At 63.0% G+C, this 14,014-nt stretch carries 12 protein-coding genes; 6 read left to right on the plus strand and 6 right to left on the minus strand.

Translation table 11 applies throughout. The features are described 5' to 3' along the window. Window positions 1-11: 11 nt before the first annotated feature. Window positions 12-782 (minus strand): DNA-binding transcriptional repressor DeoR, encoded by a 771-nt coding sequence (deoR, locus tag ACOZJV_RS00510; RefSeq protein ID WP_421546479.1) that lies wholly within the window; start codon window positions 780-782, stop codon window positions 12-14. Window positions 783-897: 115 nt separating this feature from the next. Between deoR and deoC the strand changes: the two genes are divergently transcribed. After that, on the plus strand, window positions 898-1,581 hold the full coding sequence (deoC, locus tag ACOZJV_RS00515; protein WP_421546480.1) for a deoxyribose-phosphate aldolase: 684 nt from the start codon (window positions 898-900) through the stop codon (window positions 1,579-1,581). Between the two features lie 128 nt (window positions 1,582-1,709). Next, on the plus strand, window positions 1,710-2,063 hold the full coding sequence (locus tag ACOZJV_RS00520) for a hypothetical protein (RefSeq protein ID WP_238596113.1): 354 nt from the start codon (window positions 1,710-1,712) through the stop codon (window positions 2,061-2,063). 122 nt (window positions 2,064-2,185) lie between these two features. Here the strand turns inward: ACOZJV_RS00520 and ACOZJV_RS00525 are convergent, their stop codons facing one another. Together ACOZJV_RS00525 and ACOZJV_RS00530 are read right to left on the minus strand one after the other, a co-directional pair. After that, entirely contained in the window at window positions 2,186-4,999 is a 2,814-nt protein-coding gene (locus ACOZJV_RS00525; RefSeq protein ID WP_421546481.1) for an autotransporter domain-containing protein, read from the minus strand. 244 nt (window positions 5,000-5,243) lie between these two features. After that, window positions 5,244-5,927, minus strand: a complete 684-nt coding sequence (locus ACOZJV_RS00530; RefSeq protein WP_078468879.1) for a response regulator transcription factor — start codon at window positions 5,925-5,927, stop codon at window positions 5,244-5,246. Between the two features lie 94 nt (window positions 5,928-6,021). Here ACOZJV_RS00530 and ACOZJV_RS00535 point away from each other — a divergent pair, with 94 nt between their 5' ends. After that, entirely contained in the window at window positions 6,022-8,088 is a 2,067-nt protein-coding gene (locus ACOZJV_RS00535) for a sensor histidine kinase (protein WP_421546482.1), read from the plus strand. Between the two features lie 106 nt (window positions 8,089-8,194). Here ACOZJV_RS00535 and ACOZJV_RS00540 read toward each other — a convergent pair whose 3' ends face one another. Beyond that, window positions 8,195-8,830 carry a LysE family translocator gene (locus tag ACOZJV_RS00540; RefSeq protein ID WP_078468881.1) on the minus strand — a complete coding sequence of 212 codons (636 nt, stop codon included), beginning with the start codon at window positions 8,828-8,830 and terminating at the stop codon, window positions 8,195-8,197. Between the two features lie 318 nt (window positions 8,831-9,148). Between ACOZJV_RS00540 and ACOZJV_RS00545 the strand changes: the two genes are divergently transcribed. Then, window positions 9,149-10,732 (plus strand): hypothetical protein, encoded by a 1,584-nt coding sequence (locus tag ACOZJV_RS00545; RefSeq protein ID WP_421546483.1) that lies wholly within the window; start codon window positions 9,149-9,151, stop codon window positions 10,730-10,732. A gap of 158 nt (window positions 10,733-10,890) precedes the next feature. On the opposite strand, the gene ACOZJV_RS00550 is transcribed toward ACOZJV_RS00545, so the two are convergent. Next, the gene (locus tag ACOZJV_RS00550) at window positions 10,891-11,811 is read right to left on the minus strand and encodes a GntR family transcriptional regulator (protein WP_421546484.1); all 921 of its coding nucleotides are present in this window, start codon (window positions 11,809-11,811) and stop codon (window positions 10,891-10,893) included. A gap of 215 nt (window positions 11,812-12,026) precedes the next feature. On the opposite strand from ACOZJV_RS00550, the gene ACOZJV_RS00555 reads away from it, so the two are divergent. Beyond that, on the plus strand, window positions 12,027-12,776 hold the full coding sequence (locus ACOZJV_RS00555) for a hydroxypyruvate isomerase family protein (RefSeq protein WP_421546485.1): 750 nt from the start codon (window positions 12,027-12,029) through the stop codon (window positions 12,774-12,776). A gap of 41 nt (window positions 12,777-12,817) precedes the next feature. Next, window positions 12,818-13,540 (plus strand): transporter substrate-binding domain-containing protein, encoded by a 723-nt coding sequence (locus ACOZJV_RS00560; RefSeq protein ID WP_421546486.1) that lies wholly within the window; start codon window positions 12,818-12,820, stop codon window positions 13,538-13,540. Window positions 13,541-13,606: 66 nt separating this feature from the next. On the opposite strand, the gene ACOZJV_RS00565 is transcribed toward ACOZJV_RS00560, so the two are convergent. Beyond that, window positions 13,607-13,951, minus strand: coding sequence for a hypothetical protein (locus ACOZJV_RS00565; RefSeq protein ID WP_078468884.1), 345 nt, complete (start codon window positions 13,949-13,951; stop codon window positions 13,607-13,609). Window positions 13,952-14,014 lie beyond the last annotated feature (63 nt).

Consider the following 14,014-nt stretch of genomic DNA (forward strand, 5'->3'; position numbering starts at 1 on the left):
GCGAGGGTGGTTCAGACCACCCACTGCGCGCCGTATTGGGTGATCAGTTCGCGGTAAGGCTTGGGCAGTTTCTTGTCGGAGACCACCACGTTGAATTGGTCCAGGGTGGCGAAATGGGCGGTGCGCACGACGTCGAACTTGCTGTGATCGGCCAGCAGCATGCAGTGCTGGGCCTGGCGCAAGACCTTCTGCTTGACCGCGACTTCATTGAAGTTGAAGCAGGTCACGCCGAAGGTTTCGCTGACGCCTGCGGCCGAGATAAAGGCCCAGGTCAAGCGCACGCTGTCGAGGATGCTGCTCTCGTCGGCATGCTCGAACACCTGGTTCTTGCGATGGAAGGTGCCGCCACACAGGACGATAGTGCAGTTGGGCTTCTGTTGCAGCTTGAGCAGCACGTTGAGCGAGTTGCAGACCGCGGTGAACTCCAGTTCTTCGGCAATGAAATCAATCACGAAAGGTACCGTGGTGCCGCAGTCGAAGAACACCGTGTCGCCGCTCTTGATAAATGCAGCCGCGAGCTTGCCGATGCGGCGTTTCTCTTCCACGTGGCGGGTGCCCTGTTCCGTGACCTTGTAGTCGGGCGCGTCGGCTGGGTCGAAGGCCAGGGTGATATGCCCGCCGAGCAGATGAAACTTGTCCGGGTAGCGGTTGAGATCCCGGCGCAGGGTCATTTCCGAGACTTCCAGCAACGCGGCCATTTCCCGCAGGTGGATCGCTTTTTGGTCCTGCAGGGCTTGCTGGATCAGTTTGATGCGTTCTGATTGTTTGCTTTCCACAGGCATTCCGATCGGCTAGTAATGTTGTAATTACATCATTTGTTGGTATTATATTAACATCTGTTGGGCGAGCTTTCTAACGTATTACGCCCATCGTGCTCCTTCACCAGGAACGGATTTCATGACCTCAATCACACCCGCAGCACTTGCACAGTTTATCGACCACACCTTGCTGGCGCCTGACGCGACGCGGCAGCAGATCGCCGTGTTATGCAAAGAAGCGCAGGAGTACGGGTTCTATTCCGTGTGCGTGAACTCGGGCCAGGTGCCTTATGCCGCTCAATTGCTCAGCGGGCAGAAGGTCAAGGTCTGCGCTGTGGTCGGGTTCCCGCTGGGCGCCGGGCTGAGCGAGAGTAAAGCCTTCGAAGCCCAACAGGCAATTGCCGCAGGTGCGGGCGAGATCGACATGGTGCTCAATATCGGCGCGTTGCGAGAGGGGCTGCTGGACACGGTGCGCGACGACATCGCCACGGTGCATCAAGCCTGCGGCTCGGTGCCGCTGAAAGTGATCCTCGAAACGTGCCTGTTGGACGAGGAGCAGAAGATCCGCGCCTGTGAAATCTGCCGTGAACTGGGGGTGGCCTTCGTCAAGACCTCGACCGGCTTCAGCCGCAGTGGCGCTACCGCCGAAGACATCGCCCTGATGCGCCGTGTCGTCGGCCCGCAGATGGGGGTCAAAGCGTCGGGCGGGGTGCGTGATTACGCGGCCGCAGTGGCCATGATCGAAGCCGGCGCCACTCGCCTGGGCACCAGTTCGGGAGTGAGCATTGTCAGTGGCAAACCGGAGGGCGGGGCGGGTTATTGATTTCGCCAGCACCTTCGACGTCTGTCGATGTTTGAAAAAAGGAGCCTCGGCTCCTTTTTTCGTTGCCGAGCCTGTTACCGTGATCCCCACGCCAATCAACGACCGTCAGGAACACGATGAAACCGCTAATGGATCAGTTCGATCGGCTGTGCCAGCAGGCGCAGTCTGCCTTTGGCGAGGAAGGGGAGCGGTCTTATGAGGCAACGCTCATCGATATCTTGAATTTCGTAAAACGGCACCCGCAGTGTCGGGCGGGATTTGTGGAGCGATTCAAGCTGATATTGAACGTCGGCAACGCGCCGTTCGAAGCCGTTGCGTTCTGCATGCGCGAGCTGCAGTGGTTCGAGCTGAGGGACTACGTGAGTGCGGTGCTTCAGTCTTCCGTGGATCCGCGCAGTCAAGCGCTGACCAGCGTGTTGAGCGCCTATGACGAGGTTTGGCCCGATGCCGATTTGTATCGTTATTATGGCGGCCCGGCATGAGTGGCGATCTGTGACTCGTGGCTCGCTAAACAGGGCGCGCTCCAGTGTGCGAAGCCGATCCACGCAAATAAAAAAGCCACAATCGAAATTGTGGCCTTTGTTGCTGCGGCTTGCCCTGGCGCTTAGAACGCCCAGCGCAATTTCACCGACGCACCCTGGTTCAGGTAATCGCTGCGCGATTCGGCGTCGTAGTTCACGCTGACTTCGGTGCCGTTATCCAGGGTGTGGGTCAAGCCCAGGCCGGCGCGGCCCAGCCATGGGCTGGGGTCCACGCCACGGGTGGTGAAGGCGGCGGTGGGTGAGCCGGCGTAGGTCGAGGAGATCGACGTCGATTCGTTAAGCACGTCGTAACCCACGCCCAGGTTGGCGCTGAGCACGGTGTTGCTGCCCAGGTTGTAATTGAGCTTGCCGTCCACGCTCAGCACCAGTTCTTGCGCGTCACGGCTGTCGACGTCGAGGTTCAGCGCCCCGGCACCTTTCTCGTGATAGGACTCATCACCGATCCAAGTGTAGTCGGCACGTACCGACGGCACGAAGGTCATGGTGTCGGTGAACCGCAGTGTGTGGCCCAGGCCAACCCCGGCGTGGGCGCTGTAGCTGTCGTAATCGGCCTTGGCGGTGGCGTCGGCGAACGGCATGTGGCGCTTGCCCTGGTTACGGTTCTTGCCGGCGTCGACCTGGAAGTTCAGTTCGGTATCCGGGGCCAGCGCGTAGCTGCCGTAGCCGATCAACTGGAAGGTGTCGATCTGCGCGTCTTGCGGGGCGACATGGGAGTCGCTGTCGATGTCGGTCTTGGCGTAGGCGAAGGCCACACCCAGGCGCGCCTGCTCGGAGAAGGCACCATCGATACCAATGGCCAGGCCCTGGGTGTTGGCGTCGAATCCGGAGATCCCGCTGCGCTCGCTTTGATCGGCCCACGAACCGAAGGTCTTGATCCACAGGTTCTGTTCAGCCGCCGGAGCGTCACCGGAGGACAAGCCGCTGTTGCTGGCCTGCCGCGCCTGGATCACCCGGTTGATGCCGGAAAGGGTGCTGCTGGTGGCCGCATTGGTACCGCCGGTCAGCAGGGGCAAGGTCTGGGTCACGGCGTCGGACACTTGCTGCCCGGTGGTCAGGCCGACGAAGTGGCTGGCCAGTTCGCCGTTGGGGTTTTGCGCAAAGGTCCGGTCAAGTGCACGGGCAGCCGGGCCGGCTGGGGAGTTGCCCATCTGGTTGACCACATGTTCGACGCTGGGGCCCGGGCCGTCCGTTGGGTTGGTCGGATCGACCGGATCGACCGGTGTGGTGGCCGCCGCCTTCAGGGTCAGGTCGATGGCATTGCCGTTCTTGATCGCGCCGAAATCGAACAGCAGTGAGTTGTCGCTGACGGCAAAGGTCCCGTCACTGACCAGGGTGCCGGCACTGAACACCTTGTCCATGTGCGACACGTTGAACTTGGTGCTGGCATTGCTGACGTCCACCACAATGTTCGCGTTGCTTTGCAAGGTCGCGGTGCCGCTTACAGCCAACTTGCCAAAGTGGTTATCGTCGGCCACGCCGATCTTCAGGGTGCCGTTGCCGGTTTGCGAGTAGTCACCGTTGAAGTTGGCCGTGACCCCGGCGCTGGAGGCGACCCGCAGCGTGCCGTCGTTGGAAAAGCTCTTGATGGTGAAGGCTTCGCCGCCGGTGAGGGTATAGGTCGCATCTTTGCGCAACAGCACATCGGTGTCTTTGGCGTCGACGGCGCCCATGAAGCGAGCGGTGTCATTGCCGTCGATAACCAGCTTGGCCAGGCTGCCTGAGGTGTCGGAGTCGACCTTGATGGAGTTCAGGGCGCCGCCGATGATGCCGCTGTTGGTGATCGTATCGATCGTGGCACCGTTGGCGAGGATGATGCCGTAGGCCTGGCCGGCGATTCTGCCGCCGGTGTTGTTGTCGATTGCCTTGACTGAACCACCGTCGACGCTGATACCCACCGCCGTGCCCTGGATGACTCCTTTATTGAGGATCGGGCCGTTGATCTGGGTGCCTTGCGAGGCTATGCCGATGGCGCCGGTGATGATGCCGCTTGCATCGTTGGAGATGCCTCCGGTGATCTCGCCCTTATCCACCTGGACGGCTATTCCGGTATCGCTCTTGATGGTGCCGGAGTTGATCAGCCAGCCAACGGAGCCGGTGCCCGAGCCTCCGTCGTCATCGAGGGCCAGATTGATGCCGGCTGTTTTGCCGCCAATCAACCCGGTATTTTCGATCACCCCTTCCACCTTGCTGCCATTGGTCACCTGAAGGCCGAATCGGTCGCCGGTGATGGCGCCGCTGTTATAGAGGTCGGTGCGGATGGTGCCGCCGTTCAGGTTCACCCCGGTGCCGCCGGAGATGGTGCCGCGGTTGAGCATGGAGTAGAGCGCGGCGCCCTTGAGTATGTTCACGGCCGAGCCGGTGCTGGTTACAGCGGTGATTCTTCCGAAGTTGGCGATGGCCCCCAGATTCAGGCTGGAGGCTCCTCCGCTCAAGACAATCGCGTTGTCATAGCCGCTGATTTTGCCGCCGGTCTGGTTGGTGATGGAGGTGCCGCTGCCGGCGCCGATCGCAATCGCGGTGCCATTCTCCGAGGTCACGGAGCCGCCATTGCTGATGGTGCTCCAGTAGCCGGGAGTCGTTGCCGTGTTGATGGCGTTGGTGCCGGCGGTGGTGATCGAGCTGTCCCCGTTCACGGTGAGGCTTGCACCGCCTTCGATGGAGCAGGTCGACGTCAAGGCGACCCCGGACAGGGTTGGTGTGGTCCCTGAGCAGGCGGGCGCAGCCATGGCCGGGCCGGCGACGGCCAGCAGTCCGGCCCCCGCGCCGGCCAGCAGCAGACGGCTGGCGCTGCGTTTCCCGCGGGCGCTGGTGAGTTCGTCGACCACGACGAAAGCCTGACGCGTGTGGCTCCAGATAATGCGAAATGCAGTGTTCATTCGATTCCTCGAAGAAGCCTCTTTGGGCTTTAGGTGACAGACCGAGGCAATCTAACGGAAGCGTTGGCCGGCAAACTGAGCAAATCTGAGCGCCTTGTAGCCGCTGCTGCCAGGCCGCGCTGGCCCGCCCAAGCAACCCACCTGCACCTGACACCCCACGGTGACCACGTCGGCCAGCGCAGGCTCGTGCCTCGGAAGCGGCTAGAGGTTGCATTGGGGGTGATGTTGAACAGGTTTCGTGGGGCTAGGGCCGGATGCTGGCCGGCGCGTAGAAGCAATACCCGGCGTTGCGCAGGGTATTGATCGGCACTATCTGCCCGGAGGTTTCCTCGATGTTGCGCCGCAGGCGTCGCATCTGCGAGTCGAGTCGCCGCTGGTCATAGTCCAGATAGTCCTGGCCCAAGGCTTGAACGATGCTTTGCCGGCTGACGTTGCTGCCGGCCTGGCGCATCAGGCAGTGCAATACCAGCAGATCCTGTTGTGACAGGCGCACCGGGCCGGCGCCCGGGACCAGCAGGCGTCGGGGCCCAAGTTCGAGCAGCCAGGGCTGTTCGCTGCGGTCCAGGTTCAGACGCCATTTCAGGGCATCGAGCACCGCTGCCAATTCGTCCAGGTCGCAGTTCTTGCTCAGGTAATGATCGGCCCCCTCGCCAAGTCCGGCGATCTTGCTGGGCACACTGCCGCGCGCGGTAAACACGACGATGCCGAGCCGATGCCCGGCTTGGCGCAAGCGCCGGATCAACTGCAGCCCGTCACCGTCAGGCAGGCCCAGGTCAATGATCGCCAGGTGATGAACCTGGGCATCGAAACACTGCTCGAACTGCGCCAGGCTGCCCACCGTGGTCGTGACGTAGCCATGCTCCGCAAGGAACTCGTCGAGTTCCACGGCCAGTACGGGTTCATCTTCAAGGAGAATTAGCGGGGTCATGGCATAATTGTATCAAAGCGCCATCATCTTTGAGGCGGGTCTTTCTGAGTGAAACTGAGTGAATCCAAGTGCTGATCGATTGGGCCTGAGGGCTGTGGCAAAGCGCGCCATCCTGCAAAACCTGCTGGGTTGGCTGTCAGTGCTCCTGCTCTGCGCAGTCACCGCCCAGGCTCAGGCCCAGGTTCTGCTGCTGGGCGCGGCCACGGCCCCGGCCAATGCCAAGGGCTATTTGCAGCGTCTGGACGACCCCTCGGGGGGGCTGACGCCGACCGAGGCCGAGCAATCCCCGGCCTGGCGCGCGCTGCCGCAAAGCTTGAGCGCGGGCTACACCACCAACACGGTCTGGCTGCAAGTGCAGGTCGAGGCCCAGGACCCGGGCGAACACCGTTGGGTGATGCGCCTGAGCAATACCCTGCTCGACGATGTGCGTCTGTACCAGCGCGACAAACAGGGGGCCTGGCAGGAGCAGAAAGCCGGTGAGGACCTGGCGCGCAGCCAGTGGCCCATCGACTACCGCTCGGCGGTGTTTCCTCTGAAGTTGCGCCAGGGCGAGGTCAAAGTGCTATTGGTGCGCCTGCAGACCAAGAACGCCATGTCGGTCAGCCTGGAATTTGCACCGCGCCAGCTGTTTTCCGATATGAGTCGCCACGAGTACCTGGGTTTCGGTCTGTATTTCGGCGTTTACCTGATGCTGATCGGTTTCCATAGTGTGTTCTGGCGCATGACCCAGGCACCGGAAAGTGGCTGGTACCTGAGTTACGTCAGTTGCTGCGTGGCGGTCGAGGCCTTGACCGCCGGTTTGCCTCAGCAGCTTTTCAGGTTGCCAGTGAGCCTGAGCGATCCATTACTGGGGGTAGCGCTGGCGGTGGGAGTGCCGATTGGCGTGGTGTTCGCCGGGCGTCAATTGGGCTTGCCTCAGGTCTACCCCAGGTTGCACCGAGGCTTTGCCACCCTCGCTTGGTTGCTCTGCGGGCCTGCGGCACTGATCGTCATGGCCGGGCACTACCGCGATGCCATGCCGATCGTTCAGCTCACCGCGCTGTCGCTGGTGCCGTTGTATATCGGGATGGCCCTGTGGCTGCTGGTGCGCGGCCATCGCCCGGCACGTTTTTACCTGCTGGCGTTCGGCATCTATTACGCCGGGGTGGTGATCAGTTTCCTGCGCAACCTGGGCTACGTGCCGGCCACCTTCTGGACCGACAATGCCGCCGCGGCGGGCACCCTGATTCATATGGCGCTGATGAGCCTGCGCATCATCAGCCACTACAACCGCCTCAAGCAGGACAAGCAGCAGGCGCAAGCCGAGTCGGCCAGGCAGACCTTGCAGCAGAACGCGAGGCTTGAATCCCTGGTGGCTGTGCGGGTCAGCCAGCTGAGTGAGGAAATCGGCCGACGCGTGCTGCTCGAACAGGACCTGCGCGTGGCCCTGGAGCAGGAACAGCATATCCGCGCCCAGCAGAATGACTTTGTGGCGATGGTGTCCCATGAGTTCCGCACGCCGCTGGCCATCATCAATACCTCGGCGCAGCAATTGGCCAAACACTTGGATGCGCCCGTGGACAAGAGCCAGCGCCGTTGCCAGAACATCCGCGAGGCCGGTTCGCGCCTGCTGGCGCTGGTGGATGACTACCTGACCCACGACCGCATGGCCGACGTGCAGCCGATGTCGCAGTTCAAGGACTGCGACCTCAGAGCCCTGTTCGAGGATGTGCTGGCCGGGTTCGAGTCGGGGCGGATCCGCTTCAACTGCACGCTGCCCGAGCGGCCCTTTATCTGTGACAGCGGGTTATTGCACGTGGCCGTGCGCAACCTGCTGGCCAACGCCGACCGCCATGCCCCGGCCGGGGCACAGATCGAGTTCGAGCTGTTCGAGCAGGACTCGGCCATCTGCCTGAGCATTCGGCACCCCGGCGAGGCCATCCCCGAGCAGGAGTGCGGACGCCTGTTCGACAAGTACTACCGTGGCCAGCAGGCCCAGCGCAGTTCGGGCGCGGGCCTGGGGCTATACATGGTGCAACGGATCGCGCAGTTGCATGACGGGGATGTGCAACTGCTGGAGGCAGGCGGGCAGGGGAGCATCTGCTTTCGGATGCGTTTGCAATTGCGTCAGGGGCCCGCTCAAACAGCGATCACCGCCGTTGCCAGCGATGTGTATGGGTAGCCCCCGGCTGCGTTCATGACCCATTGCCGAGCGCCCGGCAGTCGTATGCGGGCGGTCAGAGGCGGGCCGAATCAGGGGGCGCGGCACCCACCCCCAGTAACCCGCTTCAACGCCGTCCTTCAAACGCCATACGCACTGCCAGGCCCGCCAGCACCGTGCCCATTAGCCAGCGCTGCACCAACTGCCACACCGGCTTACTGGCGAGGAAGGCGGCAATGGAGCCGGCCATAAGCGCGATCAGCGCATTGACGCTCACGCTGATGGCGATCTGGGTCGAGCCCAGCACCAGGGACTGGGCCAGTACCGAGCCGTGGCCGGTGGGGTCGATGAACTGCGGCATCAGCGACAGGTACATGACCGCAACCTTGGGGTTCAGCAGGTTGGTGACAAACCCCATCGTGAACAGCTTGCGCGGGCTGTCCTGAGGCAGGTCCCGGACCTGAAACGCGGAGCGTCCGCCGGGCTTGACTGCCTGCCAGGCCAGGTACAGCAAGTACAGCGCGCCGCCCAGGCGCAGGGCGTCATACGCATAGGGCACCGCCAGCAGCAAGGCGGTGATACCCAGGGCCGCGCACAGCATATAGACCAGGAAACCCAGCGCCACGCCGCCCAGGGAAATCAGCCCGGCCATCCGTCCCTGGCAGATCGAGCGTGAGATCAGGTAAATCATGTTCGGCCCCGGGGTCAGCACCATGCCGAGGGAAATCAGGCCGTAGGCGATGAGGTTGGACAGTTCGGGCATGGCGTGACTCCTGAAGGCATTGAAGGGAATCGGTACTGCGCCGAACCTTTACCTGGCGGTATTGGCCAGCGCCGAAGCAGTCGACTCGATGGCGCGCCGATAGTAGGGCGCCCGACAGCCGTGCGTTAGATACAGATTCATCAACAAAACGACATACAGCGCGGCGATCAGCTTTGGCCGGACGCGCCAAGCCCATCGGCAGCGCGGCTTTGTGGGTATCTGGCCATCAGCCACCGGCGGGTCTCGCCACTGAAAAGCCGGCCCTATAGACTCGCCGGTTCGGGCGCGAGGACGGCGCCTTTATCGAGGACTTCTTCCATGGCAAAGCAGATGCCGGCACCTGGCGACGTGCTGGGTTTTCCCATCGAACGCATTGGCCGCTTTGGCGCGTGCCAGATCCTGGCGCTCGACAGCGACAAGCAACAGGTCACGGTGGCATTGCTGGACTGGACCGGTGAGCGGATGCCGACGCTGGATGACGTGGTGGATGCCCCGCGCTTCGTGAAGAACTTCATGTTCTGGAACGACCAGGAAATCGTCATGCACCTGGCCCTGCCCGTACCCGTGGCGTATTGCAGTATCGGCAACCTGCCGCTGCGAGGCAGCAGCGAATCCAACAGCTATGGCGGCTGGGGCTTCGGCGATCTCATCGCCCGCCAGTATGTCTGGAACGCGCTGCCCGGCGAGCTGACCCAGGCGTTCAAGGCCAGCCTGGACAGCGACGCCCTGGTCACTGCTCCGGGGCTCCTCGGTGAGGACAACGACCAGCCGATGCAGATGCGCGTCAGGTCTGCGTCGCGCTTCAGCGATGACGCGGCCTACCGCATCAGCGGCGATTTCAACATGGCCTCACTGCATGCCTGGCCACTGCTGCACCAGGTGTTCCTGCACGCCTGGCGCGACGACCTGATACCTTTTCTGTGCAGCGCGCCCCTGGTCACCGAGCTGTCGCTGCTCAAGCACGATCAGCGCGAGCTCGACTTCTCGGCCACCTCCCTTGAACGGCTGGTGATCGACATCGCGGGCCTTGAACGACTGGTCCTGCCCAAGAGCCTGACCACCCTGATCGTCCACGGCCAGGGCGCGGTCAAGCGCTTCGGCGCCATCGAGGAGCGCAGCCAGCCGGCACCTGATGTGCGCCCCATGCTGACCGTGGTGGCCACGCAGAACGGGCGCTGGATCTCGCTGCAGGCCACCGGCACGGTGCCGGCAGTGCACGGGCTCGACCAGTTGCGCGGGCTGCTTGTGGCCAAGGTGAGCGAACTTGACCTGGCCGAAGTCGTCGACACCTTCCCCCACGTCGAATACCTGCACCTGTTCGGCGCCCCCGGGACCCTGAGCGGGCTGGGGTCATTGAGCGAGCTGCCGAAGCTCGAAGCGCTGTGGTTCTGTGACCTGTTCGGCTACAGCCCGGATGATTTCCCTGCACCCGCTGCGCTGCCAAGCCTGACCAGCCTGAGCCTGGACAGCCTGCCGGCGGACGTCGCGGCTGCGGTGCGCAAGGCGTACAAGAAGGCGCCGCAGGTGGACCTGACACTGAGCAAACCGCGCAAGCCCGAATGGCTGGCGGAGAACCTCGACAACCCGCTGCGGCACTGGGACGGTCGCGAAGGGTTTGCCCCGGCCCTGGTCAAGAAGGTGCACGCGGCCTACATCGCGGCGTTGCGCCAGGTGCGCGAGGCTGAAACCGTCCGGGTCGACGAGGGGGCCTACAGCCAGCGGGTCACCGCGGCCATCGCCGCGTTCCTCGAGGTGATCGCCGGGCTCAATCGCAAGCATGGCTTCCTCTACACCCTGGAACGCGACGAAGTGATCGACGCGGTCAACCTCTTGGCCGCGTCACTCTCGGCCCCGGCACGCGTCGCGCTGGACCCCTTGATCGAAGGAGCCCTGGACGATTGAACCGGTCCGTTGCGGCCTGCATCGCTCAAGCCTGCTGATCGACGGCTGCGTAACGCCACTCTTGCAGTGGCTTTATCGGTTGTTTTGTATCTTGTATCGACAGAAAACAATCGTGTTAAGCTGCGCCGCAACACGCTGGAGCGGCGTTCGAGGACCTTTTAATCGTTTTGTGCGGGCGACATCACGTCGCCTTCAGGCACGCCATCCGGCTGAGTCTTGAGCCGGCCGACATGGTCCAGATGCCTCCAGAGAAAGTGCGCGGCCTCTTCACGCCGATCGGATTCGATGAGGTCGAGCAAGTGAATATGTTCCCGGCATTGCGCCGCAAGACGCGTGCGATCGACGTTGGCTTTGTAGCCCATGAAACGCCGGAGCTGGTTTTGCTGGCGGATGGCGTCGATGAAAAAGGCATTGGCGGAGCCCTGCACGATCAGTTCGTGAAACTGCGCGCCGATCTCGAACAGTTGGGCGCGGGACAAGGTCTGGATCTCTCCGTCGAGCAGGGCCTGTTGTTGCTGCCGGGCCTTGGCAAACGCGCTGTGATTGACCTGATAGCCAGGCTCGAGCAGCGCGGCTGGCTCAATGGCCATGCGGAAGCGGTAGCTCTGGATGTAGGTCTGGGTGTTGTGCACGAAGCTCTTGAGGCTCCAACCTTGGCCGGGATTGCGCTCGACCATGGCTTCGCCGGCCAGCCGGTTCAACACCTTGAGCAGTTGCCCGCGCGGCACGGCATAGCGGCGCAGCAGTTGTGCTTCAAAAAAGTGGGCGGGTATTTCACCGCTCAGAATGTCGTCGACCACGCGCAGGTAAAAGTCGTCGAAAGGGTCGCTGGCAAGAGGGAACGCCGCTTGCTGAATCTGCGCGGCGTCCTGATTCAGAAAGTAGCCGCGATTGGGTTCGTGGATCGCCAGGCCCCACTCGGCGAGCAAGGCAAACACCCGCCGCACAGGGGAGCGCGAAACCCCCAGGGCCTCGGCGAAGGTCTGCTCGCGCAAGGGCTCACCGGTTTGCATCGAGCGGGCGCGAACCAGGTCGATGACGCGGGGGGCCAGTTGCAAGGCGAGGTCTTTCTTGATCACGGGTTCTTTCTCGAAGGAGTGGCCTCAGTCCCTCAGCGGTAGCCCAGGGGGCTGCGGCGGACTGGTGGTGGAAAATACCATACGCAGCGACTGCGGGTGGGCTGGCAGGCAATCGTGGTACAGGCCCTTGTTGAATACGCCGATGGCGCAGTGCTGGAGCGGGGCAAAGAGCTCCAGGCGGATGATTTGTTTTTCCCAGGATGGAGGTTTACCCCGTGCTCAAGTTCAATGCTCACCTTGGTTTTCAGTTCAATGAATGGCCGTTTCTGCAACGTATCGAAGCGGCTGCGGCCGCAGGGTTTCGGGCGGTCGAGTTCCCGTCGCCCTATGAGTTCGACGCCAGTCTCCTGGCCGATCACCTGGCCCAGCATGGGTTGCCACTGATTCAGTTCGCCGCGCCGGCCGGTGTCAGCAAAGGCCTGGCCGCCCAGCACGGCAAGGAGCAGGAGTTTCGCGCGGGCCTGGCGCAGGCGGTGCGCTATGCCAGGACATTGGGGTGCTCGGATGTGCACATCATGTCCGGCGTCACCACCCGGGACGATGCGGCATCGACCTTCGGCGGCAACCTGGAGTATGCGGTCAAGTACTTCGAAGACCAGGGGCTGCGGCCGCTGATCGAAGTGATCAGTGCCCAGGAGGTGCCCGGCTACTACCTGTCCGACTTCGACAAGGCGCAGCAGGTGCTGGAGGACTTCCCGAGTGTCGGGCTGATTCTCGATCTGTACCATGCCCAGTTGCTGACCGCAGACGCTGCCGAGGTGCTGGCAAGGTTTTATCAGCGAACTGTGCATGTGCAAATTGCCGACTGCCCGGGGCGTCATCAACCGGGAACCGGAAGCATGGATTTCCCGGCCTTGTTCGCGGCACTGGAACAGCGTGGCTACAGCGGTTGGATCGGTTGTGAGTACCGGCCTTCGGGCCCGACCGTGAACTCCCTCGAATGGCTCAAACGCCTGGGCGCCTAGAGCGCGCACGGTACGCCCCGACCCCAACCCTGGAGCAAATCATGAGTGCAATCACCCCTGCGGTTCTTCAAGACCTGGCCCCTGGCGGCGTGCTGCGCGCGGCCATCAATCTCGGCAATCCGGTACTGGCGCAGCAGGACCCGGATGGCTCGCTACACGGGGTCTCCGTGGCCCTGGCCAAGGCGTTGGCCGAGGAGCTGGGGGTGCGTCTGGAGATGCTGACATTCGACGCCGCCGGCAAAGTGTTTGCCGCGCTGGAGGAGGGCAGCTGGACCCTGGCCTTCCTGGCCATCGAGCCGGTGCGCGAGCAGCAGATCGCGTTCAGCGAACCCTACGTGATGATCGAAGGCACCTACCTGGTCGCGACCGACTCGGCGTACCTCAAGGTCGAAGATCTGGATCAGCCCGGGCTGCGCCTCGCGGTCGGCCGGGGCGCGGCGTACGACCTGTTCCTCAGTCGGACCTTGCAGCACGCACAACTGGAGCGGGCCGAGACCTCCGCGGCGGCGGTGGAGCTGTTCTTCGACCAGGGCCTGGATGCCGCCGCCGGCGTGCGCCAGCCCCTGCAAAAGGTTGCCGCTGCCGATGGACGTTACCGGGTGCTGGAAGGCGCGTTCACCGCGATCCGCCAGGCGCTGGCCGTGCCTCGCCAGCGAGCGGCAGGGGCGGCGTATGTGAGGGCCTTCGTCGAGCGGAAAAAGGCCGAAGGGTTTGTCCACGCCGCACTGGCGGCGAGTGGGCAAGCCGAGGTCACGGTGCCCTAGGGCCGATGCTCTGGCTTGACGCCCAGCCACACCAACGGCGGGTTGTCAGGCCGGGGGCATTGCCCCTCAGCGTGAGCGAAACCCCCAGACCATCTCCACGATGCGCTCCGCAACCACCAGGTAGATCACGATAAGGCCCAGTTGCAGCGCCAGGTGATATTCCAGCTTGGCCAGCCGGCGAACCCCATCACTGACATTGAGCAGCCACAACAGGGCCGATAAGCCGATCAGGCCCCAGCCTGCCATGTTGGAAACCAGCAGGCCCAGGAACAGGTCATGGGTGCCCCTGAGCGCATCGGTCCCCGCGGCAAACAGCAGGGCGCAGACGATCAGGTTTTTAACGTTGTCGAAGATCTGCGTACTGAGATCGTTTTCCAGCAGTTCCAGATAGCGATTCCAGAGTTTCTGCATAGTCGATAGGCCTCAAGTGTAGGCGTTGAAAGCCGGCGCCAACCCCACTCAGGGGCCATCAGC

Origin of the sequence: Pseudomonas sp. QD4, from assembly GCF_049199125.1 — a bacterium.
Lineage (GTDB): Bacteria > Pseudomonadota > Gammaproteobacteria > Pseudomonadales > Pseudomonadaceae > Aquipseudomonas.

Excerpts from the sequence above, each read along its gene's own strand:
- deoR (WP_421546479.1), bottom strand. The coding sequence starts at position 782 with ATGCCTGTGGAAAGCAAACAATCAGAACGCATCAAACTGATCCAGCAA.
- deoC (WP_421546480.1), top strand. The coding sequence starts at position 898 with ATGACCTCAATCACACCCGCAGCACTTGCACAGTTTATCGACCACACC.
- ACOZJV_RS00520 (WP_238596113.1), top strand. The coding sequence starts at position 1,710 with ATGGATCAGTTCGATCGGCTGTGCCAGCAGGCGCAGTCTGCCTTTGGC.
- ACOZJV_RS00525 (WP_421546481.1), bottom strand. The coding sequence starts at position 4,999 with ATGAACACTGCATTTCGCATTATCTGGAGCCACACGCGTCAGGCTTTC.
- ACOZJV_RS00530 (WP_078468879.1), bottom strand. The coding sequence starts at position 5,927 with ATGACCCCGCTAATTCTCCTTGAAGATGAACCCGTACTGGCCGTGGAA.
- ACOZJV_RS00540 (WP_078468881.1), bottom strand. The coding sequence starts at position 8,830 with ATGCCCGAACTGTCCAACCTCATCGCCTACGGCCTGATTTCCCTCGGC.
- ACOZJV_RS00545 (WP_421546483.1), top strand. The coding sequence starts at position 9,149 with ATGGCAAAGCAGATGCCGGCACCTGGCGACGTGCTGGGTTTTCCCATC.
- ACOZJV_RS00560 (WP_421546486.1), top strand. The coding sequence starts at position 12,818 with ATGAGTGCAATCACCCCTGCGGTTCTTCAAGACCTGGCCCCTGGCGGC.
- ACOZJV_RS00565 (WP_078468884.1), bottom strand. The coding sequence starts at position 13,951 with ATGCAGAAACTCTGGAATCGCTATCTGGAACTGCTGGAAAACGATCTC.